This window comes from Pseudomonas sp. QD4, assembly GCF_049199125.1.
In the GTDB taxonomy this organism is placed as follows: Bacteria; Pseudomonadota; Gammaproteobacteria; order Pseudomonadales; family Pseudomonadaceae; genus Aquipseudomonas.
Map to the genome: position 1 here is coordinate 1,872,381 of NZ_JBLZOM010000002.1, position 24,014 is coordinate 1,896,394.

Below are 24,014 nucleotides of genomic sequence, written 5' to 3' on the forward strand. Positions count from 1 at the left end.
CCTGCATCTGCTTGATGAGGCCCCTCCATGAACAACTCGATTGCCACTGCCCTGAGCAACCCCGGTGCACCGATGAAGGTGCGCGGTCTGCAGAAACGCTTTGGCGCCTTTGCGGCGCTGGATAACGTGTCCCTGGACGTGGCGGCCGGCGAGCTGGTGTGCCTGCTCGGCCCGTCTGGCTGCGGCAAGACCACGCTGCTGCGCTGCATCGCCGGCCTTGAGCGCCAGGACCAGGGCGAGTTGTACCTGGGTGAGCGCGATGTGTCGCGCCTGGCGCCCCAGGCCCGGGACTACGGGATCCTGTTCCAGTCCTACGCGTTGTTCCCCAACCTCAGCGTCGAGGCCAACATCGCCTACGGCCTGGCCGGCAGCGGGCGCGACGAGGTGCGCCAGCGGGTAGGGCAGATGCTTGAGCTGGTGGGCCTGACCGGCAGCGAAAAGAAGTACCCCGGCCAGCTGTCCGGCGGCCAGCAGCAGCGGGTGGCCCTGGCCCGTGCCCTGGCACCGGCGCCTTCCCTGCTGTTGCTCGACGAGCCGATGTCGGCCCTGGATGCCCGGGTTCGCGAGCACTTGTGCACCGAGCTGCGCCAATTGCAGCGGCGCCTGGGCGTGACCACCTTGATGGTGACCCACAACCAGGACGAGGCGATGTTGATGGCCGACCGCATCGCGGTGATGAACAACGGCAAGGTCGAGCAGTACGCCACACCCCAGGAAATCTACGACCGGCCGGCGACGCCTTTCGTCGCCGAGTTCGTCGGCCAGGGCAACTGGCTGCCCTTCAGCCGTAACAGCGAGAGCCATGCCCAGGTCGGCGGAATGAGCATGCGCCTGGCCGACAACAGCGGCAAAGCCGCGTCGGGCCGGCTGTTCTGCCGCCCGGAGGCGATCAGCGTCAACCCGCTGGTGCACGAGGAAAACCTGTTTCCGGCCAAGGTCCGTGAAATCACCTTCCTCGGTAACCGCTGCCGCATGAGTTTTGAGCTGGAGCATTTGCCCGGCCATGCGCTGCTCGCCGAACTGGCGCCCGAAGCCATGCCGCGCCTGGGGGCGCAGAACATCATGGTCGCCCTGCCGCCGCGCAGCCTGCAGGTGTTTGCCTGATGGGCGCGCAGATCGCCCTGCCGCTGCCGGGCAAGCAGGTACGCCAGGCCTCCCGCGCCGAGCTGGGTGATCGGCTGTTCGTGGTCGGCGGCAAGGTCCTGCTCCTGTGTCTGCTGGGGGTTGCTGTGCTGATGCCGTTGCTGGCGATCTTCTGGCGCGGCTTCAGCAGTGAAGCCGGGCAGGGCGGTGGGCTGGTGGCGGCGCGGGAACTGCTGCGCAGCGAAAACTTCCACTGGCTGCTGGGCAACAGCCTGAAAGTCTCCCTCAGCGTGGCGGCCATCGTGGTGCCGCTGGCTTATCTGTTCGCCTACGCCCTGCAACGCACCCTGATCCCGGGCAAGGCTGTCTGGCGCGGCCTGTCGCTGCTGCCGCTGATGGCGCCCTCGATGCTGCCGGGCATCGCCCTGGTGTATCTGTTCGGCAACCAGGGCATGCTGCGCGGGCTGCTGTCGGACAACATCTACGGCTTCTGGGGGATTGTCCTGGGGGAGGTGATCTACACCTTTCCCCATGCCTTGATGATTTTGCTCTCGGCGCTGTCCCTGGCCGATGCGCGGCTGTTCGACGCAGCGTCGAGCATGGGCGCGAGCCCGGCCAAGGCCTTTCGCAGCATCACCTGGCCTGCGACCCGGCAGGCGGTGTTCGCCGCGTTCTGCCTGGTGTTCACCCTGACCATCACCGACTTCGGCGTGCCCGTGGTAGTCGGCGGCGACTATCAGGTGCTGGCACTGGAGGCCTACAAGGCGGTGGTCGGTCAGCAACAGTTCGGGCGCGGTGCCCTGATCGGCATGGTGTTGCTGCTGCCGGCGCTGTTCAGCTTCGCGGTCGATGCCTGGTTGCGCCGGCGCCATGGCGACTCCATGAGCGGCCGGGCCCAGGTCTTCAAGCCGCTGCCGAGTCGCGCCCGGGATGGCTGCTACCTGGCCATCGTGCTGCTGATCTGCGCGGCGTTGCTGCTGGTGTTCGGCATGGCGGTGTTCTCGTCCCTGGTCAAATTCTGGCCGTACAACCTGTCGCTATCGCTCAATCACTACCAGTTCAGCGACACCGCCGGCGGTGGCTGGCTGGCCTATCGCAACAGCCTGACCATGGCCCTGTGCACCGCCCTGATCGGCAGCGGGCTGATTTTCACCGGCGCCTACCTGATGGAGAAGACCCAGGGGCAGCGCGGCCTGAACCTGCTGCTGCGCATGCTGAGCTTTGTACCGATGGCAGTGCCGGGCCTGGTTCTGGGCCTGGGCTACGTGTTCTTTTTCAACCTCAACGGCAACCCGCTGCATGTGTTCTACGGAACCATGAGCCTGCTGGTGGTGTGCACCATCGCTCACTATTTGACCACCGCGCAGATGACCGCCACCACCGCCCTGCGCCAACTCGACGCCGAATTCGAAGCTGCCGCGCTGTCGCTCAAGGCGCCGCTGTACCGGCACTACTGGCGGGTCACGCTGCCGATCTGCCTGCCGGCACTGCTGGACATCGTGCGCTACCTGTTCGTCTCGGCCATGACCACGGTGTCGGCGGCGATTTTCCTCTACAGCCCGGACACCATTCTCGCCGCCGTCGCCGTGCTGAACATGGACGACGCCGGCAACGTCGGCGGCGCGGCGGCCATGTCGACCCTGATCCTCTTCACCTCGGCCGGCGTTTCGCTGCTGCTGGCCTGGGCCTCGCGCGGTTTGCTGCGCCGCTCCCAGGCTTGGCGCCAGACCGCGCCGGGCCACTGATTCCGCCCCTCCACCCACACTCATTAAAAGGAACCGCACCATGTTCAAGCCCCTGGCTCTTGCCGCTGCTGTCCTCACCGCCTTCAGCCTGAATGCCTTTGCCGCCAAGACCGAGTTGACGGTGTACACCGCCCTCGAAGCCGAGCAGCTGAAGTCCTACAAGCAAGCCTTCGAAAAGGCCAACCCGGACGTCGAGATCAAGTGGGTGCGCGATTCCACCGGGATCATCACCGCCAAGCTGCTGGCGGAAAAAGCCCGGCCACAGGCCGATGCGGTCTGGGGCCTGGCGGCGTCGAGCCTGGCGATCCTCGATCAACAGGGCATGCTGCAAAGCTACGCCCCCAAGGACCTGGGCCAGATCGGACCCAACTACCGCGACGCCGCCAACCCGCCCGCCTGGGTCGGGATGGACGTGTGGGCCGCGACCATCTGCTTCAACACCGTGGAAGCGGAGAAGCAGGGCCTGACCAAGCCGGTCAGCTGGCAGGACCTGACCAAGCCCGAGTACAAGGGCAAGATCGTGATGCCCAACCCGGCGTCCTCCGGCACGGGCTTCCTCGATGTCAGCGCCTGGTTGCAGACCTTCGGCGAGAAACAGGGCTGGCAGTACATGGATGAGCTGCACCAGAACATTGGCCAGTACGTCCACTCCGGCTCCAAGCCGTGCAAGCTGGCCGCTGCCGGCGAATTCCCGATCGGCATTTCCTTTGAGTACCCGGCGGTGCAGCTCAAGCGCCAGGGCGCGCCGCTGGATATCGTGCTGCCCAAAGAGGGCTTGGGCTGGGAAATCGAAGCCACTGCGGTGATCAAGGGCACCCCTCATGAAGAGGCGGCGAAGAAGCTCGCCGACTTCTCCGCCAGCCCTGCGGCGATGGAGCTGTACAAGGAAAACTTCGCGGTGCTGGCCCAGCCGGGTATCGCCAAGCCGCAGACCGAACTGCCGGCCGACTATGAGCAGCGCCTGATCAAGAACGACTTCGCCTGGGCCTCGAAGAACCGCGACCAGATCCTCGCCGAATGGCGCAAGCGCTACGACGGCAAGTCGGAAAAAGTGGCGGCGCAGTAAGCGCCAGGGACGCTCCCTGCGGGCCAAGGGCCTGTCAGGGGAGGACGAGTGGCTTTTTGTGGCGAGGGAGCTTGCTCCCGCTGGAGTGAACAGCACTCCTGACAGCAGAGTTTGCGGTGTGCTTGAAACGCCGCAGTACCCGGGGTTGGGACCGCTGAGCGGTCCAGCGGGAGCAAGCTCCCTCGCCACGCCCGCCTAATCTTTTCAGGACACGTACATGACTCGACACAGCGATATGCTGATTATCGGCGCCGGCATCCTGGGCCTGTCCCATGCCTATGCGGCCGCCAAGCGCGGCCTGCGGGTGCGGGTATTCGAGCGCAGTGCCACACCCCTGGGCGCATCGGTGCGCAACTTCGGCCAGGCCCTGGTCACCGGCCAGCCGCCGGGCATCATGCTTGAGCTGGCCCGGGCCAGCCGGGAGATATGGGGTGACTGGGCGCAGTTGGCGGGGTTGCAACTCAAGCGCAATGGCTCCTACCTGTTTGCCCGCACCGAGGCCGAAGAGCATCTGCTGCAAGCCTTTTGCAATGGGCGTGCAGTGGAGCACGGTTATCGGGTCGAGCTGCTGCGAGGCGCAGCCCTGAATGACCTGTACGGCGGCCAGTTTCGTCATCATCGCGCGGCGCTCCACGGCCTGGACGACCAGCAGTTGTATTCCCGCGAAGCGATTCCGACGCTGATCGAGTACCTGCGCCGCGACCTGGGGGTGGAGTTCCATTTTTCGACCCTGGTCCGCGACATCGAACCCGGGCAGTTGCACAGCACCGCCGGGACCTTTCGTGGCGCGCAGATCGTGCTCTGTTCCGGCCACGACTATCAGACCCTGCTCGCTGAACCCCTGGCCCGGCTCGAGCCGCAAATCTGCCGTCTGCAAATGCTCCGCGCCCGGCCCCAGGTCGACCTGAAGCTGCAGCACGCGCTGCTCACCGGCCTGAGTTGCGTGCACTACGGTGCGTTTTCCGACTTGCCGCAAGCGGCGGCGGTCCAGGCGCAAATCCTGGCCCAGGCGCCCCATCTGCATGAGCATGGCATTCACCTGCTGATCAGCCCGACCCCTTACGGTGAGTTGATCATCGGCGATTCCCACGATTACGGTCGCGATCCTTCGCCATTCAATGCCGAACAAGTGGACGACTGGATGATCGAGCTGGCCGAGCAGACCCTGGGTTGCAAGGTTCAGGTGCTGGAGCGCTGGCAGGGCGTGTACGGCGCGCGCGGGCCGCAGCCGTTTTCGTTCCTGCAGGCGGCGCCGGGGGTGCATGCGTCACTGATGCACACCGGAGTGGGGATGAGTGTTGGTCCGGCGATGGCGGAAAACAATATCGCCCGCCTGCTGGGAGAAAGCTGATGGAGCATCAGGCCCGGGCGGTTGCCGAGGTGTTTGCGCTGTACGAGCGCTTTGGCGACCACGACTACATTGGCGAGCCGGTGTCGCAGATCGAGCACATGTCCCAGGCGGCGCAACTGGCCATGGCCGAAGGCTTTGACGATGAAGTGGTGTTGGCGGCGTTCTTTCACGACATAGGGCACATTTGCGCCGAAGATGCGGCAACCATGGATGGTTTCGGCGTGGTCAGCCATGAGCGGCTCGGTGCCGACTACCTGCGTCGGATCGGCTTCAGCGAGCGCCTGGCGCGGCTGGTGGAGTATCACGTGCAGGCCAAGCGCTACTTGACCCTCAAGGAGCCGGGTTATTACCAGCGCCTCAGCGAAGCCAGCCGCCGGACCCTGGAGTTTCAGGGCGGGGTGATGAGTGCACAGGAGGCGATAGCTTTCGAGCAAGACCCGCTATGGGCCATCAGCCTGCGCTTGCGGCACTGGGACGAACAGGCCAAGGAGCTGTGGGTGCCGGTGATTGATATGCAGATCCTCAAGGACAAGGCGCTGGCCCTGCTGGCGCCGCTGCCGCTGGGCGGTTCGGACGCCGAGGTTATGCCGGGGGAACCCCGTCGTCAGTGATGGCCGGCGCAGCCTCGTACCTCGGCAGCGGCTACAGGTTGGTTATAACGACTGGGCCAGTAGCTCCACCTGTTCCTGGCGTTCTGCCTGATTCAGCCGCGGCTGAGGGTTGAGCGACGACCACTGAGGGTGGGCCCGGGCCTTGTGCAGGGCGTCGGGCAGCTTGCCTTCGCGCCAGCTTTTGTCCTCCGGCGTCGCCACCTGGATGCTGTCCATGGCCGCATGCCCGCGCTGGTTCAGGGCCTGCACCAACTGCCGTTGGCGCAAGGCCAGCAGGCGCAGCACGCTGTCATCCACCGTCAGTTCGCGCTGGCCCTTGATCTTGCCCAGCAGGCGGCTGCCATAGCTGCGGGCGGTTTGCAGGGCACCGCCGGCAATTGCACCGGCCAGCGCCGCCGCGCCCAGGGTCAGGCCGCCCACCAGCAGGTCGACGCCAGCCCCGGCGGCGGCCCCGGCCGCGATTCCGCTACCGACCCGAACCCCCAGTTGCTTGAGGGTTTCCGGGTTGAACAGGTCATCGCCCCAGCGTCCGTCCAGCAGCGGCAGGTCGCTGGCGGCGGCGTCTCCGGTGCGAAAGGCATAGAGCTTGAGCAGGGCTTCGACACAACGCTGCTCCCGTTGGCGGATGGCGCTGCGCAGTTCGCCGATGGCCTGTTGTTCCAGCGCCGCATCGCTGGCCACGCTGCGGCGGCAGGCCGCGCAATCAATCAGCAATTCGGCGATCAGCCGCTTCGCGCTCTGCTCGCGGGCCTGGCGTTGCGCCTGTTGGTCCGCAACCAACCGTTCCAGCTGCGGGCGCGAGCTTTCCAGGAGCAGGGCCAGGCTTTCATACAGCCTGCGCTCGCCGTCTTCCGGTGGCGCCACGCTGTCAAAACGCACCAGGGCGTGCAGCCCGAGTCGTGCCAGGGCTTCGCGCCAGTCAGGTTCGCGGTGGTTGGCGCTGCTGACAAAATTCAGCACCGGCAGCAGCGGCTTGCCGCAGCTGGCCAGTACTTGCAGCTCATCGCGGTACTTGGCCAGCACCGGTTCGCGGGCGTCGATCACATACAGCCCGGCGTCCGAGGCCAGCAACTGGCGCAGAACCTTGGCCTCCTGCTCGAAGCGCTGGCGAGCTTCGCTGCCTTCAAGAAACCGCGCCAGCCGCGCCGGGCCATCCAGGCGTTCGCCCGGGCGCTCCAGGCGTTCGAGGTAGTCGAGCAGGGCGATGGCGTCTTCCAGGCCAGGTGTGTCGTACAACTCCAGCAGGGCTTCGCCGTCCACCGACAAGCGCGCGCCCTCGACATGCCGGGTGGTGCTCGGCCGGTGGGAGACTTCGCCGAAGCCGACATCCCGGGTCAGGGTGCGCAGCAGCGAGGTCTTGCCGACATTGGTGTGGCCGACCACCGCCAGTTTCAGGGGCGGTTTGCGGGTATCAGTCATGACCGGTCTCCAGCCAACTCAAGGGGGCGCCATCGCTGAAGGGCAATTCCAACTGCTGCAGCGCAGCGTGCCAGTCGCCCAGGCGTTCGGCATCCAGGGCCTGGCCGGGCGGCGCCGGCAGCAACCAGGCGCGGCTGGCACCGGCATTGCGCGCCAGTTCGGCGATCAGCGCCAGGCTGCCGCGATCCGGCGAGCGCCGGGGGTCACAGGCGATGGCCAGGCGCGCCGGGGGGAAGCGGGTCATCTGTTCGAGGAGTTTTTGGCGCGACTCGCGGCTGTCGAGGATGCCGGCGTCTTTCACGCCGTGAGGCAATTGCGGCGGCCAGGGGTATTGGTCGTCGAGTTCGATGGCCACCAGCAGGGCGCCGTCGCTGTTCAGGGTGCCGGTCGCGCCTTCGACGCGATGCAACTGCTGTGGGGCGGCATCCTTGACCCCCAGGCGTTCGCTGCTCGGCATCAGCGCTTCGCGCAGTTGACTGTAGCCCGGCAGGTTGAGGTCCAGGCTCAGGGCCGCGCGGCCACGCTTCCAGCGCCACAGGCACAGCAGGGCCAGCAGCAGGCGCGGCAGCAGGCCGTAAACCAGCACCACGCCAACCAGCCATGCGGCCCAGGCCTGGCGGGCGTTTTCGATATTCAGGGCGCTGTCGCCACTGGCGCGGATCATGGCCTCGCTGGGGAGGCTGAAGCCGATCAGCGCGGGCAGGGCGCCCAGGGCCTGGGTCAGGGCGACGAAGGTGTCGCTGCGCAGTATGGTGGTTTCCCAGACAAAGCCGTAGCGCCGGGTGGCCATCAGCGTCAGCAACAGCACCAGGGCGCTGAGCATCGCCAGCAGCCACAGGCCATGCACCAGCAGGCCGATGGCCCAGCGATTGAGCTTTTTGCGTTGCAGCAACAGCAGCAGGGCCGGCGCCAGCTGCGCGGCCTTGGCGTCGCGCGCGAGTTTCTCGCTGAGCCACAGCCACAAACGGCCAAGGCTGGCGCCGTGTTCGCCAGCGAACAGCAGCCCCAGGGCCCAGCTCAGGAGCAGGATCAGGTTCAGGCCGAGCAGGCTGCCCAGGGCCCAGAACACATTGACCGGGAGCTGACCGTCACCCAGGGCGGCGAACGCCAGGCCGGCGCCGCTGATGATCGCCAGCAGCGCCATGGCCAGCAGCGCCAGGCGCGCGCCTTGCAGCCAATGGCCCAGGGCCTCGCTCAGGCCATCGCGGTCGGCCAGCCAGCGGGCGCGGGCGTGGACCCGGGTTGCCAGGTCGCCGCCGGCGTGGCGGGCCAGGCGATTGGCTTCCTGATCCTCGAGTGGGCCGGCGTGTTCCTCGCGCAGGCGCACGGTTTCGGTGAGCCAGAGTTGTTGCAGGGGCGTCAGGTCTGTCACGCGGTGGTCCGTTGCTCAAATGTGCGCTGAGCATAACCGCTGTCACGCTGATCGGGGTACGTGGCGAGGGCGCGAGCCTCTGGTATCCTCGCCGCCATGAAAAAAACTCTCCCCCTCAGCCTGATCGCAGCCCTCGGTGAAAACCGTGTGATCGGCATCGACAACAGCATGCCCTGGCACTTGCCGGGGGATTTCAAATACTTCAAGGCCACCACCCTGGGCAAGCCGATCATCATGGGGCGCAAGACCTGGGACTCCCTGGGTCGGCCGCTGCCGGGTCGCTTGAATATTGTGGTCAGCCGTCAGGCGCAGCTGCAGCTCGAAGGTGCCGAGGTCTTTCCATCGCTGGAGGCCGCCGTGGCCCGGGCCGAGGAATGGGCGCTGGAGCAGGGCGCCAGCGAGCTGATGCTGATTGGCGGGGCGCAGTTGTACAGCCAAGGGCTGGCGCACGCCGACCGCCTGTACCTGACCCGCGTGGCGTTGAGCCCGGAGGGGGACGCGTGGTTCCCCGAGTTCGATCAGCAGCAGTGGCAGTTGGTGTCGGACCTGCCGACCCCGGCCGAAGGCGACAAGCCCGCCTATAGTTTTGAGGTCTGGGAGCGGCGGTAGCCGCTGCCGCGAGGCTCGGGCCGCGTTTGGACGCTGGCCCTGAGCAGCTACATCCCTGTACCTGACACTCCCACGTCGCCCATTCTGGCCAGCGCAGCTTCGCGCCGCTCGGCAGCGACTACGGGTCAGGCTTGGGCCAGTTCTTCGTGTTCGTCGGCGTTGAGCAGGGTTTTGTCGGTTTGAGCCATGACTTGGCTGGTGATGGCGCCGGCGGTGATCGAGCCGCTGACGTTGAGGGCGGTGCGGCCCATGTCGATCAGCGGTTCCACCGAAATCAGCAGCGCCACCAGGGACACCGGCAAGCCCATGGCCGGCAGCACGATCAGCGCGGCAAAGGTCGCGCCGCCACCCACCCCGGCCACGCCGGCCGAACTCAGGGTCACGATGGCTACCAGGGTCGCGATCCACAGCGGGTCCAGCGGGTTGATGCCCACGGTCGGAGCCACCATCACCGCCAGCATCGCCGGGTACAGGCCGGCGCAGCCGTTCTGGCCGATGGTGGCGCCAAACGAGGCGGCAAAGCTGGCGATGGACTGCGGGATACCCAGGCGCCGGGTCTGGGCTTCGATGCTCAGCGGGATGCTCGCGGCACTGGAGCGGCTGGTGAAGGCGAAGGTCAGCACCGGCCAGATCTTGCGGAAGAAGCGCAGCGGGTTGATCCCGGCCAGGGACACCAGCACACCGTGGACCACAAACATCAGGCCCAGGCCGAGGTAGGACACCACCACGAAACTGCCGAGCTTGATGATGTCCTGCAGGTTGGAGCCGGCCACGACCTTGGTCATCAGCGCCAGCACACCGTAGGGCGTCAGCTTCATCACCAGGCGCACCAGGCGGGTGACCCAGGCTTGCAGGGTGTCGATGGCGTTGACCACTTTCTGGCCTTTCTCGACATCGTCCTTGAGCAGTTGCAGGGCGGCCACGCCGAGGAAGGCGGCGAAGATCACCACGCTGATGATCGAGGTCGGCTTGGCCCGGGCCAGGTCGGCGAAGGGGTTCTGCGGAATGAACGACAGCAGCAACTGCGGCACATTGAGGTCGGCGACCTTGCCCGCGTAATCGCTCTGGATCACCTGCAGGCGGGCCATCTCCTGGGTGCCGGCCACCAGGCCTTCGGCGGTGAGGCCGAACAGATTGGTCAGGCCGATACCGATCAGTGCGGCAATTGCGGTGGTGAACAGCAGGGTGCCGATGGTCAGGAAGCTGATCTTGCCCAGGGACGAGGCGTTATGCAGACGGGCCACGGCGCTGAGGATCGACGCGAACACCAGCGGGATCACGATCATTTGCAGCAACTGCACGTAGCCGTTGCCGACCAGGTCGAACCAGCCGATCGAGGCCTTGAGCACCGGGTTGCCCGCGCCATAGATGCTGTGCAGGGCGACCCCGAACAGCACGCCGAGGACCAGTGCCAGCAGCACTTTCTTGGCCAGGCTCCAGGAGCTGTGGCGGGTTTGCGCCAGGCCCAGCAGCAAGGCGAGGAATACCAGCAGATTGAGGATCAGCGGCAGATTCATTGAAGCTCCGAAAAGATAGGTGCCAATCGCGTGTGGCTGCGATTGCGAACCGGAAATCCTAACAGCTTGATAACTAAAAGATTTAATACCAAAAAAGCAGGTTGACTGTCGTTTTTGGAATAAGCGGCTGGCGCGCAGACGAATGTCGGTGGCGGAATCAGGACGCAGGCGGTCGCGTCGAGACGAGGATCGTCACACTTATTTGTTAGCGTCGATCTCTTTGAATCAGGGAGAACCGCCGATGAAACTTGCTCCGAAATTTCTGGCTGTCGCACTCTGCCTGGGCCTGGCTGGCCAGGCCCTTGCCGCTACCGAACTCAAGCACTGGCCGGCGGCGCAGGCCAAGCAGCTGGACGCGATGATTGCGGCCAACGCCAACAAGGGTAACTACGCGGTGTTCGACATGGACAACACCAGTTACCGCTACGACCTGGAAGAATCCCTGCTGCCCTTTATGGAGAACAAGGGCCTGATTACCCGCGAGACCCTCGACCCGTCACTGAAACTGATGCCGTTCAAGGACACCGCCGAGCACAAGGAAAGCCTGTTCAGCTACTACTACCGCCTGTGTGAAGTCGACGACACGGTCTGCTACCCCTGGGTCGCGCAAGTGTTCTCGGGTTTCACCCTCAAGGAACTCAAGGGCTACGTCGACGAGCTGATGGCGTCCGGCAAGCCGGTGCCGAGCACCTATTACGACGGCGACGTGGTCAAGACCATCGAGGTCAACCCGCCCAAGGTCTTCACCGGCCAGGCCGAGCTGTACAACAAGCTGATGGAGAACGGTATCGAGGTCTACGTGATGACCGCCGCTTCCGAAGAGCTGGTGCGCATGGTCGCCGCCGATCCCAAGTACGGCTACAACGTCAAGCCGCAGAACGTGATCGGCGTGACCACCCTGCTCAAGGATCGCAAGACCGGCGCCCTGACCACCGCGCGCAAGCAGATCAGCGACGGCAAATATGACGAGAAGGCCAACCTCGGCCTGGAGCTGACCCCCTACCTGTGGACCCCGGCCACCTGGATGGCAGGCAAGCACGCGGCGATCCTGACCTACATCGACGAGTGGAAGAAACCGGTGCTGGTGGGCGGCGACACCCCGACCAGCGATGGCTACATGCTGTTTCACGATGTGGACGTGGCCAAGGGCGGCATCCACCTGTGGATCAATCGCAAGGACAAGTACATGACCCAACTCAACGGCATGATGGCAAAGCACGCCGCCGCCCAGGCCAAGGAAGGGCTGCCGGTGACTGCCGACAAGAACTGGGTGATCGTCAAGCCCGAGGACATTCAGTAACCCGGTGACCGACGCCGGATCCTGCAGCCTCCGGTTGCAGGTGCCGGCTCGGGGTTGTGGATAAGATCGTTGCAGAGTGTTTCAACTTGTGACAAATAAAGGCCCTCTGCCATAATCGCCGCCGCTTAACGCCGCGGCTTGTTCCTTGCGTGCTGGGCTCCCTTCCGTCTGCGCGTAATGGAATACGTTGTGAGCTATCTCTCGATCGAATTCGGCTTCTGCTTCATCCTGTTTTTCGTCCTGTACTGGTGCCTGTGCGCGAGCCCGCGTCTACAGAACGTGCTGCTATTGGGCGCGAGCTACGCGATCCTCGCCAGCTTCAGCCTGAACTTCCTGTACATCCTGCTCGGCTATACCAGCCTGGTGTACCTGCTGGGGCTGTTGAGCCATCGGTATCCGGGGCGTGGCTGGGTCAATGGCTTGATGCTGTTGCTGGTGCTCGGCACCTTCTACCTGTTCAAGTATCAGGACTTCTTTACCAGCAGCCTGCAAAGCGCCCTGGCCCAGTTCGGCTTGGAAGTGTCGGTGCCGCTGCTGGAAGTGCTGCTGCCGGTGGGGCTGTCGTTCTATACCTTTCATTCGGTCAGCTACCTGGTGTCGATCAACCGGCGCGAAATGAACCCGGCATCGCCCTTCGACCTGGCGCTGTACCTGGCATTTTTCCCGAGCCTGATCGCCGGCCCGGTGAACCGTGCCAGCCACATGCTGCCGCAGATCCGCCCGCAAACCGTGCGCCAGGTGCTGGAGCCGCAGCGTGCCTTGGGCCTGATAGCCCTGGCGGTGGTCAAACTGTTTTTCCTCAGCTCGTGGCTGGCCAATGAATGGGTCGACCCGGTGTTCGAGAGCCCGGTGAGCTTTTCCGCCGAGCAGATTCTGCGCAGCGTCTACGGCTACTCGTTCCTGATTTACTTCAACTTCAGCGGTTACACCGACCTGGTGACCGGCATCGCGCTACTCCTGGGCTTCCGTCTGCCGGAGAACTTCAACTTTCCCTACGCGGCACGCAACCTCAAGGAATTCTGGGGCCGCTGGCACATCAGCCTGTCGACCTTTATCCGCGACTACGTGTACATCCCCCTGGGCGGTAACCGTCGGGGCGTGTGGCGCGGCAACCTGAACATGCTGCTGGCGATGCTGATTTCCGGGCTGTGGCACGGCGCCAGCGCCAACTTCATTATCTGGGGTGCCCTGCACGGCATCGGCCTGGCGCTGTACAAGCTCTTCAGCCAGTGGCTGCCGCAGCGCCCGACCTGGATCGGCGCCGACCTGCTGGCCCGTTTGCTGACCTTCCACTATGTGGCGTTTGCCTGGATTTTCTTCCGCTGTGCGTCCTTCAGCGATGCCATGGACATGTTCGCCGGCCTTGGCAACCTGTCGCTGGCCGGCTTGACCAGCCAGGGCGCCTCGCTCCTGGCGTGCCTGCTGTTTGTCGCCCTTTACCCGCAGATCGTGGCGCTGTTGCGCCGCCTGTTCGATGCCAGTACCCGGTTGCCGTGGCTGCTGTATCCGCTGCCGTTGGGGTTGTTCATTTGCTTGGTCATCTTTGCCTCGCCGTCGGGCGTACCGGGGTTTATCTATGCCAGTTTCTAACAGGTCGCCGTGGTTGAGCAGCCAGGGTGCTGCCGCCAAAGTGCTGTACGCCGTGCTGGTCATCAGCCTGATGCTGGTGTGGTTCAACCAGAACTCGATCCGCCTGTACTGCCAGCAGAAGTACCACGAGGGCTGCGAGATTCCCGGGCTGGCGCAGAACCCGCAGTGGCGTTGGGGCGCGCAGTTGAACCAGACGCTGGAGGATGGCCGGCAACGGCTGGTCAGCCAGTTCACCGGGCACGACGGGCTTGACCTGGTGGCCCAGGCCGAAGCCTCGGAAGACGAGCCGCTGGCGCCATTGCCGACCCTCGCCCCGACCTCTGTCGAGCCGGTGGTCCTGGCACCCGCAGCGCCGGCCGCGCACTCGGCCAGCCATCCGGTGGCGGTCCAGGCGCCGGTGCACGAACCGGCCCAGCCGGCCGTGCACGAGCCGGTGCATGAACCTGCAGTGGCCGTAGCGGTCGAACCCTCGACCCAGGCCAGCCCCACCCCTGGTGACAGTGCCCAGGTCACGCCGTTGATGGCGTCCCTGGCCTTGGGCGATGAAGTGTTTTTTGTCGGTGACTCGCTGATGCAAGGCGTGGCGCCGCACATGGCCAATACCTTGCGCAAACGCTACAACGTCAAAAGCGTGAACCTCAGCCGGCAGAGCACGGGGTTGGCCTACCCGAACTTTTTCAACTGGCCCAAGACCGTGGAAAGCACCCTGGCCGCCAATCCGAACATCCGCCTGATGGTGATTTTCCTCGGGCCCAACGACCCGTGGGACATGCCCGATGGCAAAGGCAAACCCTTCCTGCGCTTCAAGGCGCCGGACTGGGAAGTGGCTTACCGCCAGCGCATCGATTCGATCCTCGACGCCGCGCGCGAGCACAACGTGCAGGTGATCTGGGTCGGTCCGCCGAATATGGAGAAAGCCAAGCTGTCGGCGGCCATGGCCTACCTCAACGTGCTGTATAAAAGCCAGATCGAGCAGTACCACCAGCACTTTGTCTCGGCCAACGAGATCCTGGGCTATCAGAACGACCAGTTCTCCTATTACCTGACGGACGCCAACCAGAAGAAGGTCAAGACCCGGGTCGATGACGGCATCCACTTCACCCCTACCGGGCAACGGCTGATCGCCGAACGCGTGATCTCCATGATCAACTTTCCAACCCAACAAATAACGGAGCACTGACATGCGGCGACTGCACGGCATTGCGCTGTTGTTGAGCATTACCCTGCTGAGCAGTTGTAGTCCTACCTCCCAGGTCCAAGCCACTCCCGCGGCGGGCGCCGGTAAACCGGGTGTGGCCTCTAAGAAAATCCTCCCGGTGCCGGGCAGCGACCCGAACCTTGCCTTGCTGGCGCGCAAGTTCAGCACCTCGGATCGCACCCCGATCAGCATCGTGCAACTGGGCGACTCGCACACTGCGGCCGACCTGTTCAGCGGTGAAATGCGCCGTTTGTTACAGGCTCAGTACGGTGACGGCGGTATCGGCTTTATCGCCGCCACGCCGGTGCCGGGGACCCGCTATGAGCGGGTGATCCTCAACGTGGCCAAGCGTCAGTGGTCGCTGGTTTCGGCGCGTAATCAGCAGAGCACTCAGTTTCCCCTGGGCGGTTATCTGTCGTTGCCCCAGACCCCGGGGGCCAAGGTACAGATCCGCGAGCGCGAGCCCAGCCGCCAGCAGTACCGGGTGTCGGCGCTGTACCAAGCCACTACCAACGGCACCCTCAAGGCCCAGTCCAACCTGACCCAGGCTACCCGCATGCTGGCCGCCACGGGTGGGCAATGGCGCTTCAGCCCGCCGTTCAACAACCTGAGCATGCCCATGGAGCTGAGCGTCGCCAACAACACGGGCCTGGCCCTGGGCGGCTGGAATATCCTCGGGCAGAAGAGCGCCGGAGTGATCTATTCGTCGCTGGGCATCAACGGCGCGCGCCTGGATGTGGTGGATAAATGGCAGCCGGGTTGGGCCGATGCGCTCAAGGCCCTGCGTCCGGACATGGTGATCCTGGCCTACGGCACCAACGAGGCGTTCGATGATGACCTGGAGCTGGACAAGTACCGCGCCCAGTTGCAGGACAAAATCACCCTGTTGCGCAAAACCCTGCCCAAGGCGGTGATTCTGCTGGTCGGTCCACCGGACTCGATCAAGCGCCGTGGTGCTGGTTCCTGCGCCGCCGCGCAGCCGCAGCCCCTGCGCCAACTGGTGCGGATCCAGAAGGACCTGGCGCAGCGTAACCGCACCCTGTTCTGGGACTGGCAGGCCTTTATGGGCGGCCCGTGCTCCATCAGCCAATGGCAATCCAACGAACTGGCGCGCAACGACCTGGTGCACCTGACGGCCGATGGCTACCGCAAGAGCGCCGATGGCCTGTACCGTTTCCTGCGTGAGCAATTGGGCCAGCCTGTGCCCTAGGCGTGACCTGGCCCCGAATCGCTCGGCGGCCTGGGTAACGGACAAAAAAATGCCCCGCACTTGGCGGGGCATTTTTATTCAACGGTCAGTATCACAGCCCGTCGAGCATGGCCTTGTTGCGGACCGCGCCCTTGTCGGCGCTGGTGGCGAGCAGGGCATAGGCTTTCAGGGCGGTGGTCACTTTACGTGGCCGCACTTCGACCGGTTTCCAGCCTTTCTTGTCCTGTTCGGCGCGGCGTGCTGCCAGTTCCTCGTCGCTGACCAGCAGGTTGATCGAGCGGTTGGGGATGTCGATCAGCACTTTGTCGCCGTCCTGCACCAGGCCAATGGCGCCGCCGGCTGCCGCTTCGGGCGAAGCGTGGCCGATGGACAGGCCCGAGGTGCCGCCGGAGAAGCGGCCGTCGGTCAGCAGGGCGCAGGCTTTGCCCAGGCCCTTGGACTTCAGGTACGACGTCGGGTAGAGCATTTCCTGCATGCCCGGGCCGCCTTTCGGGCCTTCGTAACGGATGATCACGATGTCGCCGGCTTTTACTTCGTCGGCGAGGATGCCGCGCACGGCGCTGTCCTGGCTTTCGAAGATCTTGGCATTGCCTTCGAACACGTGGATCGACTCGTCGACGCCGGCGGTTTTCACCACGCAGCCGTCCAGGGCGATGTTGCCGTAGAGCACGGCCAGGCCGCCTTCTTGCGAGTAGGCGTGTTCGACACTGCGGATGCAGCCGTTTTCACGGTCGTCGTCCAGGGTTTCCCAACGGGTCGACTGGCTGAACGCGGTCTGGGTCGGGATGCCTGCGGGGCCGGCCTTGAAGAAGTGATGCACGGCTTCGTCGCTGGTCTGGGTGATGTCCCACTTGGCGATGCCTTCGGCCATGGAGGCGCTGTGCACGGTCGGCAGGTCGGTGTGCAGCAGGCCGCCACGGGCCAGGGAGCCGAGGATCGAGAAGATCCCGCCGGCGCGGTGCACGTCTTCCATGTGGTACTTCTGGATGTTCGGCGCGACTTTGCACAGTTGCGGCACGTGGCGCGAAAGGCGGTCGATGTCGCGCAGGTCGAAATCGATCTCGGCTTCCTGGGCCGCGGCCAGCAAGTGCAGGATGGTGTTGGTGGAACCGCCCATGGCGATGTCCAGGGTCATGGCGTTTTCAAACGCCTTGAAGTTGGCGATGTTGCGCGGCAGCACCGACACATCGTTGTCGCCGTAGTAGCGCTTGCACAGCTCGACGATGGTACGGCCGGCCTGCAGGAACAGCTGCTCGCGGTCACTGTGGGTGGCCAGTGTCGAGCCGTTGCCCGGCAAGGCAAGACCCAAGGCTTCCACCAGGCAGTTCATCGAGTTGGCGGTGAACATGCCGGAGCACGAACCGCAGGTCGGGCAGGCGCTGCGCTCGTATTCCGCGACCTTCTCGTCAGAAGCGCTGGAATCGGCGGCGATCACCATGGCGTCGACCAGGTCGAGGCCGTGGCTGGCAAGCTTGGTCTTGCCGGCTTCCATCGGGCCGCCGGAGACGAAGATCACCGGAATGTTCAGGCGCAAGGCGGCCATCAGCATGCCGGGGGTGATCTTGTCGCAGTTGGAGATGCAGACGATGGCGTCGGCGCAGTGGGCGTTGACCATGTATTCCACGGAGTCGGCGATGATCTCGCGGCTCGGCAGGGAATACAGCATGCCGTCATGGCCCATGGCGATGCCGTCGTCCACGGCGATGGTGTTGAATTCCTTGGCCACGCCGCCGGCACGTTCGATCTCGCGGGCAACCAGTTGGCCCAGGTCCTTCAGGTGCACGTGGCCCGGGACGAACTGGGTGAAGGAGTTGGCAATGGCGATGATCGGCTTCTTGAAGTCGTCATCTTTCATCCCCGTGGCGCGCCACAGTGCGCGGGCGCCGGCCATGTTGCGGCCGTGGGTGGATGTTTTCGAGCGGTAATCAGGCATGGAGCACTCCGGGCGGCTAATCAGGTATCAAAAGGGGAGTGAGCTTCTATTGACCTTGGGAACACTCAGAAATGGCCGTGTGTCCTAAAGCTGCCGATGACACTGCGGGATCGCCGCGCGCCTCAGCCTGAGCTCATAAACCCGCCGGGGGATGACTGGCGATGAATCTGGCGATTCTACACCGCTGGCGTCAGGAAGGAACGTTGTGGCCGCTCTGCGGCGTGCGATTGCCTGCTGCCGGGCGATAGGGCGCTGGGTTAGACTGCGCGCCCTTCGATCACTCTCCAATGGAACTGGAATGTCTGCGACCCTTCGAACCTTGAGATTTTACCTGGCGGTGGGGCTGGTGCAGGGCCTGCTGTTGATGGGTATCTGGCTCTCCAACACCGTATCCGGCGAGGTCATGATCGCCAGCAGCGCGGGGCTGTTGATGGGCGGCAGCCTGTTGCAACTGCTGCCGGAACGTCGCGGGCAAGGGCTGACCTGGCTGGCGACGGCGGTCCTGGGTCTGGTGGTGACGGGCCTGGTCCTGGCGTGTCGCGAGCTGCCGTTGACCTCACTGGTGCTCAACAGCGTGGCGGCGGTGCTGGTCCTGCTGACCCTGATCAGTGCTGCCGTGTTACCGGGGCTGGCGCACTTCTGGCGGCGCTTCTTCGGTCATGGGCTAGAGGTGGCGCTGGCCTTGCCGTTGCCCTGGATCGCCCAGGCCCTGTTCAAAGCCTGGACCAGCAGCCATTACCGCGACCCGTTCAAGGGCGGTTGGGAGGCGCTGGTGTTCTTTGCCGGGCCGACCCTGGCGTTCTCCCTGGGCCTGTTCCTGATTGGCCTGTGCATAAAGGCTCTGCTACGCCGCACCACCATCGCGGCGGCCTGCTAGCGCTGCCTGTCTCCACAAAAGGATGTGCAATGCCCGTGTTGAATCGCTCGTTGTTGTTCTATATCGCCATCGCTCTGGTCCAGGGACTGCTGCTCAGCGCCAGCCTGTTCTATCACCAGGCTGAGCTCTACACCTTCGCCCGCACCCTGGCGGTGGTGGCCGGGATCAACCTGCAACTGCTTGGCCGTGACGTGCGCGAGCGTGGCACCTGGGTACTGGTGGTTGGCTTGAGCCTGTTGCTGGCCGGGATGTCCAGCTGGGTACTGATGCGCGATGCCTACGGCTGGATGTGGAGTCTGTGGCCGTTCACGGGCCTGGTGCTGGCCTATATCGGCACCGCGTTCGTCCTCAGTTGGCCGACTCGCGAAGGCAGTCGCCCGCGCTATCAAGACCTGTTCCGCCACGCCTGGAATAACGGGTTCATTGTGCTCCTGGCCTTGCTGGTGACCCTGGCCTTCAGCCTGCTGCTGTGGCTGTGCGGTCGTCTGTTCAGCATTCTCGGCATGCCCCAGCTCGGCGACCTGTTCACCTCGTCGTACTTCCTCTGCTTCAGCCTGCCGCTGTTTTTCTCCCTGGGTATGCGCATGGGCCGGGAAAACGAAAAGGTCATCGGCCTGCTGCGCGGCATCTTGCTGACCGTGTGTCGCTACCTGCTGCCCTTGTGTGCGCTGATCACCGTGGTCTTCACCTTGGCCCTGGTGTTCACCGGTCTGCAGCCGATCTGGAGCACCGGCTACTCGACGCACATTTTGCTGAGCCTGGTGGCGTGCACTCTGTTTTTGCTCAATGGCGTGTTCCAGGACGGGCAGCAGGATGCCGGCTACGCCAAGGCGCTGAAAATCCTGATCAACGCCAGCCTGTGCTGTCTGCCGTTGCTGGTGGCGATGGGGGGCTACTCGAGCTGGTTGCGGATCGATCAATACGGCCTGACCCCATGGCGTTTTCTGGCGATGCTGCTGGTGGCCGTGGCCCTGGTCCACAGCCTCGCGGCGTTGTGGGCAGTGTTTGCCCGGCACTCGGTGTGGCTCGGCAGCCTGAGCCGCAGCAACCCCTGGATCGCCCTGTTGAGCTTTGTGGTGCTGTTGTTGATGTTCACCCCGCTGCTCGACCCGCAGGCCTTCAGTGCCCGTAACCAGGTGCAGCGTCTATTGGATGGGCGTACGCCGGTGGCCGAGTTCGATGCCAGGAGCCTGCGCCAGAAGCTGGGCGCACCGGGTCGCGAGCAGTTCGACGGGTTGCTGGCGCAGGTGCGCCAGGGGCAGATCCTGGATGAGCCGGGCAGGGCGCAGTTGCTGGAGATGCTGGAGTCGGTCTCGATCAAGGACCAGCCGCACGATTACCTGACGCCGAAACTCTATTGGTTGGGCCCGGTGCCCGAAGGCAGCCAGCAACTGATCGAGCTGCTGACCACCCATAACGACTGCAATCCACCCGGCTGCGCAGCCTGGGCAGTGGATCTGGATGACGATGGCGTCGACGAAGTGCTGCTGATCCAAAAGCAGAGTTGGGCGTCGTCGGCGGCGATGTACACCCGTGAGGATCAGGGCAAGGGCGAATGGCGGCATGCGGGAGTGCTCTCTGGCATCACCGATGCGCCGCAGCTGATCCGGCAGATTCGCGAGGGCAAGGTCAAACCGGTGCGCCAGCGCTACAAGACCCTGCGGATCGACGGCGTGGAACTGGACTGGCGGCAGATTCCCGGCCGTTGATGGGCCGACGGTGAACGCTCTATCTGTGGCGAGGGAGCTTGCTCCCGATGGGGGCGTCCGGCGTCCCGGGGCTCCGGCTATAAAGCCTGATTCCGCGATCTGTCTGAGCGTTCGCGGTGGCGGATTCTGGGGCCGCTTCGCGGCCCAGCGGGAGCAAGCTCCCTCGCCACAGGGCGGGTTCAGGCCTGAATAAAAAATCCCGGCACATGGCCGGGATTTTTGTCTTCACTGCACTCAGCTGTTAGGCAGCAGGCGGCAGGTGATGCTCTTGATGTAGCGGGTTTCGGCGATGGCTGGGTGCACCGGGTGGTCCGGGCCCTGGCCGCCGCGCTCCAGCAGCTGGATATTGCGGTCCAGGTGGCGGGCGCTGGTCAGGAGGATGTTCTGCAGGTCGTCCTCGGGCAGGTGCATCGAGCACGAGGCGCTGATCAGAATCCCGTCCTTGCTCAGCAGGCGCATGGCTTGCTCGTTCAGGCGGCGGTAGGCGCCTTCGCCGTTCTTCATGTCTTTCTTGCGTTTGATGAAGGCCGGTGGGTCGGCCACGATCACGTCGAAACGCTCTTCGCTGGCTTTCAGTTCTTTCAGGGCTTCAAAGACGTCGCCTTCGATGCAGGTCATTTTCTCGGCAAAGCCGTTCAGCGCGGCGTTGCGCTCGACGCCGTCGAGGGCGAAGGCCGACGCATCGACGCAGAACACTTCGCTGGCGCCAAAGGCTGCCGCCTGCACGCCCCAGCCACCGATGTAGCTGTACAGGTCGAGCACGCGCTTGCCCTTGGCATAAGGGGCCAGGCGGGCGCGGTTCATGCGGTGGTCGTAGAACCAGCCGGTTTTCTGACCCTGGATGACCGGGGCTTCGAACTTCACGCCGTTCTCTTCGAGGGCGACCCATTCCGGGACCAGGCCGAATACGGTTTCGACGTAGCGCTCCAGGCCTTCGGCGTCACGGGCCGCGGAGTCGTTCTTGAACAGAATGCCGCTGGGCTTGAGCACCTGGGTCAGGGCGGCGATCACGTCGTCCTTATGGGCTTCCATGGTGGCCGAAGCGATCTGCACCACCAGGATGTCGCCGAAACGGTCGACCACCAGGCCTGGCATCAGGTCGGAGTCGCCGTACACCAGGCGGTAGAACGGCTTGTCGAACAGGCGCTCGCGCAGCGACAGGGCGACGTTCAGGCGGTGCACCAGCAGCGACTTGTCCAGGGGCAGCTTGACGTCACGGGACAGCAGGCGCGCGCAGATCAGGTTGTTCGGGCTCATGGCGACGATGCCCAGGGCCTTGCCGCCAGCGGCTTCCAGCACCGCCTGGTCACCGGCCTTGAACCCGTGGAGCGGGGTGGCGGCTACATCGATTTCGTTGCTGTAGACCCACAGGTGGCCGGCGCGCAGGCGGCGATCGGCGTTGGCTTTGAGGCGCAGGCTTGGCAGGGACATGACGTCGCTCCGGAAAAAAGGGCGCGAGTATAACCCGTCAGCGTGCTTGCGCGGGTTTGGCTGGACCTGCGGCGTGTCACAGCTATGTAAAGATCCTGCCCAAGTGGCCAAATTCGTCTTTTTAGAGGTTAGAATCGCCGCCTAGTCCAGAGTGTGCACTCATGTCTCCAGAACTCTCCGAAGAACAGATTCAGCAGGCCCTGCAAGGCATCAGCGTGCCGCCTCAACCGCAGATCATGGTGGATCTGCAGATGGAGCAGTACATGCCCGATCCGGACCTGGAGGTGATCGCCAAGCTGATTTCCCAGGACCCGGGGTTGTCTGGCGCACTGCTGAAAATCGTCAACTCGCCGTATTACGGCCTGAGCAACAAGATCGCCTCGATCCAGCGCGCGGTGAACCTGCTGGGCAGCCGCTCGATCATCAACCTGATCAATGCGCAGTCGATCAAGGGCGAGATGAGCGATGAAACCATCGTCACCCTCAATCGCTTCTGGGACACCGCCCAGGACGTGGCGATGACCTGCCTGACCCTGGCCAAGCGCACCGGCTCGCAAGCGATCGACGAAGCCTACGCCCTGGGCCTGTTCCACGATTGCGGGGTGCCGCTGATGCTCAAGCGCTTCCCCAACTATATGGCGGTGCTCGAACAGGCTTATGCCCACGCCGGCCCCGAGAGCCGGGTGGTCGATACCGAAAACACCGCGTTCAACACCAACCACGCGGTGGTCGGCTATTACACCGCCAAGTCCTGGCGCCTGCCGGAACACGTGACCAACGCCATCGCCAATCACCACAACGCCCTGGCGATCTTCAGCGACGAGTCTTCGCGCAACAGCCAACTGAAGAACCTGCTGGCGATCCTGAAGATGGCCGAGCACATCTGTTCCTCCTATCGGGTCCTGGGCAATCAGGTCGAAGACCACGAATGGAACAGCGTCGGCCATCTGGTGCTCGATTATGTCGGCCTGTCCGACTACGACTTCGAGAGCCTCAAGGCCACCGTTCGCGAAATGGGCGCGCACTGATTTTTCATCCCGTATCGAGCACCTGAGGCGACCATGCCCGAATTACCCGAAGTCGAAACCACCCGGCGCGGTATCGCGCCGCACCTGGAAGGGCAGCGTGTCAGCCGGGTGATCGTGCGCGACCGGCGCCTGCGCTGGCCGATCCCGGAAGACCTCGATGTGCGCCTCTCGGGCCAGCGCATCGTGCTGGTGGAGCGGCGCGCCAAGTACCTGCTGATCAATGCCGAAGTCGGCACCTTGATCAGCCACCTGGGCATGTCGGGCAATTTGCGGCTGGTGGAAGTAGGCTTGCCGGCGGCCAAGCATGAGCACGTGGACATCGAACTGGAGTCCGGGCTGGCCCTGCGCTACACCGACCCGCGGCGCTTTGGCGCAATGCTCTGGAGCCAGGACCCGCTCAATCACGAACTGCTGCTGCGCCTGGGGCCCGAGCCCCTGACCGACCTGTTCGATGGTGAACGCCTGTTCCAGCTGTCGCGCTCGCGCTCGATGGCGGTCAAGCCGTTCATCATGGACAACGCGGTGGTGGTCGGCGTCGGCAACATCTACGCAACCGAAGCGCTGTTCGCCGCCGGCATCGACCCGCGCCGCGAAGCCAAGAGCATTTCCCGGGCGCGCTACCTGAAGCTGGCAATCGAGATCAAACGCATCCTGGCCGCCGCCATCGAGCGTGGCGGCACCACCTTGCGCGACTTTATCGGCGGTGACGGCCAGCCGGGGTATTTCCAGCAGGAGCTGTTCGTCTACGGGCGCGGTGGGGAAAACTGCAAGGTCTGCGGCACGGGCCTGCGCGAGATCAAGCTCGGCCAGCGGGCCAGCGTCTATTGCCCGCGTTGCCAGAGCTGAGCCATTCGGCAGCCGAGGTTTTTTGCTGTGGCGAGGGAGCTTGCTCCCGCTCGGGCGCGCAGCGGCCGTAAACCCTTAACCTGCAATCCGCCTGAAGAAAAAGGCGGGCGGTGATGGCG

Annotated in this window: 19 protein-coding genes; 14 read left to right on the top strand and 5 right to left on the bottom strand. The window is 64.4% G+C overall.

The features are described 5' to 3' along the window. Nucleotides 1–27: 27 nt before the first annotated feature. The 5 genes from ACOZJV_RS19640 (at nt 28) to ACOZJV_RS19660 (ending at nt 5,856) form a co-directional block, all read left to right on the top strand. Nucleotides 28–1,104 carry a putative 2-aminoethylphosphonate ABC transporter ATP-binding protein gene (locus ACOZJV_RS19640; RefSeq protein ID WP_020295857.1) on the top strand — a complete coding sequence of 359 codons (1,077 nt, stop codon included), beginning with the start codon at nt 28–30 and terminating at the stop codon, nt 1,102–1,104. Beyond that, complete coding sequence (locus tag ACOZJV_RS19645) at nt 1,104–2,828, top strand: putative 2-aminoethylphosphonate ABC transporter permease subunit (protein ID WP_421548270.1); 1,725 nt, start codon at nt 1,104–1,106, stop codon at nt 2,826–2,828. Before ACOZJV_RS19640 ends, ACOZJV_RS19645 begins: the two co-directional genes overlap by 1 nt. 40 nt (nt 2,829–2,868) lie before the next feature. Continuing rightward, nucleotides 2,869–3,894, top strand: coding sequence for a putative 2-aminoethylphosphonate ABC transporter substrate-binding protein (locus ACOZJV_RS19650; RefSeq protein WP_201128439.1), 1,026 nt, complete (start codon nt 2,869–2,871; stop codon nt 3,892–3,894). A gap of 217 nt (nt 3,895–4,111) precedes the next feature. Continuing rightward, nucleotides 4,112–5,245: a TIGR03364 family FAD-dependent oxidoreductase gene (locus tag ACOZJV_RS19655; RefSeq protein ID WP_421548271.1), complete on the top strand. Its 1,134-nt coding sequence runs from the start codon at nt 4,112–4,114 to the stop codon at nt 5,243–5,245. Then, nucleotides 5,245–5,856, top strand: coding sequence for a phosphonate degradation HD-domain oxygenase (locus ACOZJV_RS19660; RefSeq protein WP_078473500.1), 612 nt, complete (start codon nt 5,245–5,247; stop codon nt 5,854–5,856). Before ACOZJV_RS19655 ends, ACOZJV_RS19660 begins: the two co-directional genes overlap by 1 nt. Nucleotides 5,857–5,898: 42 nt before the next feature. On the opposite strand, the gene ACOZJV_RS19665 is transcribed toward ACOZJV_RS19660, so the two are convergent. Together ACOZJV_RS19665 and ACOZJV_RS19670 are read right to left on the bottom strand one after the other, a co-directional pair. After that, a complete protein-coding gene (locus ACOZJV_RS19665; RefSeq protein ID WP_421548272.1) occupies nt 5,899–7,275 on the bottom strand; it encodes a GTPase/DUF3482 domain-containing protein in 1,377 nt (458 codons plus the stop codon). Beyond that, entirely contained in the window at nt 7,268–8,647 is a 1,380-nt protein-coding gene (locus ACOZJV_RS19670; protein WP_421548273.1) for a DUF2868 domain-containing protein, read from the bottom strand. The genes ACOZJV_RS19665 and ACOZJV_RS19670 overlap by 8 nt, the downstream gene beginning before the upstream one ends. Nucleotides 8,648–8,743: 96 nt before the next feature. On the opposite strand from ACOZJV_RS19670, the gene ACOZJV_RS19675 reads away from it, so the two are divergent. Then, nucleotides 8,744–9,256 (top strand): dihydrofolate reductase, encoded by a 513-nt coding sequence (locus ACOZJV_RS19675; protein ID WP_201128432.1) that lies wholly within the window; start codon nt 8,744–8,746, stop codon nt 9,254–9,256. 125 nt (nt 9,257–9,381) lie between these two features. Here the strand turns inward: ACOZJV_RS19675 and ACOZJV_RS19680 are convergent, their stop codons facing one another. Continuing rightward, nucleotides 9,382–10,773 (bottom strand): L-cystine transporter, encoded by a 1,392-nt coding sequence (locus ACOZJV_RS19680; protein WP_078473504.1) that lies wholly within the window; start codon nt 10,771–10,773, stop codon nt 9,382–9,384. A gap of 241 nt (nt 10,774–11,014) precedes the next feature. On the opposite strand from ACOZJV_RS19680, the gene ACOZJV_RS19685 reads away from it, so the two are divergent. The 4 genes from ACOZJV_RS19685 to ACOZJV_RS19700 all read left to right on the top strand — a co-directional run bounded on the left by ACOZJV_RS19685 (nt 11,015) and on the right by ACOZJV_RS19700 (nt 16,071). Next, the gene (locus ACOZJV_RS19685; RefSeq protein ID WP_421548274.1) at nt 11,015–12,073 is read left to right on the top strand and encodes a haloacid dehalogenase-like hydrolase; all 1,059 of its coding nucleotides are present in this window, start codon (nt 11,015–11,017) and stop codon (nt 12,071–12,073) included. A 189-nt stretch (nt 12,074–12,262) separates the two neighbouring features. Continuing rightward, nucleotides 12,263–13,663 (top strand): MBOAT family O-acyltransferase, encoded by a 1,401-nt coding sequence (locus tag ACOZJV_RS19690; RefSeq protein ID WP_238596238.1) that lies wholly within the window; start codon nt 12,263–12,265, stop codon nt 13,661–13,663. Further along, nucleotides 13,650–14,843, top strand: a complete 1,194-nt coding sequence (locus tag ACOZJV_RS19695; protein ID WP_421548275.1) for a DUF459 domain-containing protein — start codon at nt 13,650–13,652, stop codon at nt 14,841–14,843. The genes ACOZJV_RS19690 and ACOZJV_RS19695 overlap by 14 nt, the downstream gene beginning before the upstream one ends. 1 nt (nt 14,844) lies before the next feature. Further along, nucleotides 14,845–16,071: an SGNH/GDSL hydrolase family protein gene (locus ACOZJV_RS19700; protein ID WP_421548276.1), complete on the top strand. Its 1,227-nt coding sequence runs from the start codon at nt 14,845–14,847 to the stop codon at nt 16,069–16,071. A 91-nt stretch (nt 16,072–16,162) separates the two neighbouring features. Here ACOZJV_RS19700 and ilvD read toward each other — a convergent pair whose 3' ends face one another. Then, nucleotides 16,163–18,004, bottom strand: coding sequence for a dihydroxy-acid dehydratase (gene ilvD / locus ACOZJV_RS19705; protein ID WP_421548277.1), 1,842 nt, complete (start codon nt 18,002–18,004; stop codon nt 16,163–16,165). Between the two features lie 298 nt (nt 18,005–18,302). Here ilvD and ACOZJV_RS19710 point away from each other — a divergent pair, with 298 nt between their 5' ends. Together ACOZJV_RS19710 and ACOZJV_RS19715 are read left to right on the top strand one after the other, a co-directional pair. Further along, a complete protein-coding gene (locus tag ACOZJV_RS19710; protein WP_421548278.1) occupies nt 18,303–18,881 on the top strand; it encodes a hypothetical protein in 579 nt (192 codons plus the stop codon). Nucleotides 18,882–18,910: 29 nt separating this feature from the next. Further along, nucleotides 18,911–20,590 (top strand): DUF4153 domain-containing protein, encoded by a 1,680-nt coding sequence (locus tag ACOZJV_RS19715; RefSeq protein WP_421548279.1) that lies wholly within the window; start codon nt 18,911–18,913, stop codon nt 20,588–20,590. Nucleotides 20,591–20,824: 234 nt separating this feature from the next. On the opposite strand, the gene ACOZJV_RS19720 is transcribed toward ACOZJV_RS19715, so the two are convergent. After that, complete coding sequence (locus ACOZJV_RS19720; protein WP_020295841.1) at nt 20,825–22,021, bottom strand: class I SAM-dependent rRNA methyltransferase; 1,197 nt, start codon at nt 22,019–22,021, stop codon at nt 20,825–20,827. Nucleotides 22,022–22,236: 215 nt separating this feature from the next. On the opposite strand from ACOZJV_RS19720, the gene ACOZJV_RS19725 reads away from it, so the two are divergent. Further along, the gene (locus ACOZJV_RS19725; protein WP_178103000.1) at nt 22,237–23,049 is read left to right on the top strand and encodes an HDOD domain-containing protein; all 813 of its coding nucleotides are present in this window, start codon (nt 22,237–22,239) and stop codon (nt 23,047–23,049) included. Between the two features lie 33 nt (nt 23,050–23,082). Further along, entirely contained in the window at nt 23,083–23,895 is an 813-nt protein-coding gene (gene mutM / locus ACOZJV_RS19730) for a bifunctional DNA-formamidopyrimidine glycosylase/DNA-(apurinic or apyrimidinic site) lyase (protein ID WP_020295839.1), read from the top strand. Nucleotides 23,896–24,014 lie beyond the last annotated feature (119 nt).

Coding starts and splice junctions, on each gene's coding strand:
- ACOZJV_RS19640 (WP_020295857.1), top strand. CDS start 28: ATGAACAACTCGATTGCCACTGCCCTGAGCAACCCCGGTGCACCGATG.
- ACOZJV_RS19645 (WP_421548270.1), top strand. CDS start 1,104: ATGGGCGCGCAGATCGCCCTGCCGCTGCCGGGCAAGCAGGTACGCCAG.
- ACOZJV_RS19650 (WP_201128439.1), top strand. CDS start 2,869: ATGTTCAAGCCCCTGGCTCTTGCCGCTGCTGTCCTCACCGCCTTCAGC.
- ACOZJV_RS19655 (WP_421548271.1), top strand. CDS start 4,112: ATGACTCGACACAGCGATATGCTGATTATCGGCGCCGGCATCCTGGGC.
- ACOZJV_RS19660 (WP_078473500.1), top strand. CDS start 5,245: ATGGAGCATCAGGCCCGGGCGGTTGCCGAGGTGTTTGCGCTGTACGAG.
- ACOZJV_RS19665 (WP_421548272.1), bottom strand. CDS start 7,275: ATGACTGATACCCGCAAACCGCCCCTGAAACTGGCGGTGGTCGGCCAC.
- ACOZJV_RS19675 (WP_201128432.1), top strand. CDS start 8,744: ATGAAAAAAACTCTCCCCCTCAGCCTGATCGCAGCCCTCGGTGAAAAC.
- ACOZJV_RS19680 (WP_078473504.1), bottom strand. CDS start 10,773: ATGAATCTGCCGCTGATCCTCAATCTGCTGGTATTCCTCGCCTTGCTG.
- ACOZJV_RS19685 (WP_421548274.1), top strand. CDS start 11,015: ATGAAACTTGCTCCGAAATTTCTGGCTGTCGCACTCTGCCTGGGCCTG.
- ACOZJV_RS19695 (WP_421548275.1), top strand. CDS start 13,650: ATGCCAGTTTCTAACAGGTCGCCGTGGTTGAGCAGCCAGGGTGCTGCC.
- ACOZJV_RS19700 (WP_421548276.1), top strand. CDS start 14,845: ATGCGGCGACTGCACGGCATTGCGCTGTTGTTGAGCATTACCCTGCTG.
- ilvD (WP_421548277.1), bottom strand. CDS start 18,004: ATGCCTGATTACCGCTCGAAAACATCCACCCACGGCCGCAACATGGCC.
- ACOZJV_RS19710 (WP_421548278.1), top strand. CDS start 18,303: ATGTCTGCGACCCTTCGAACCTTGAGATTTTACCTGGCGGTGGGGCTG.
- ACOZJV_RS19715 (WP_421548279.1), top strand. CDS start 18,911: ATGCCCGTGTTGAATCGCTCGTTGTTGTTCTATATCGCCATCGCTCTG.
- ACOZJV_RS19720 (WP_020295841.1), bottom strand. CDS start 22,021: ATGTCCCTGCCAAGCCTGCGCCTCAAAGCCAACGCCGATCGCCGCCTG.
- mutM (WP_020295839.1), top strand. CDS start 23,083: ATGCCCGAATTACCCGAAGTCGAAACCACCCGGCGCGGTATCGCGCCG.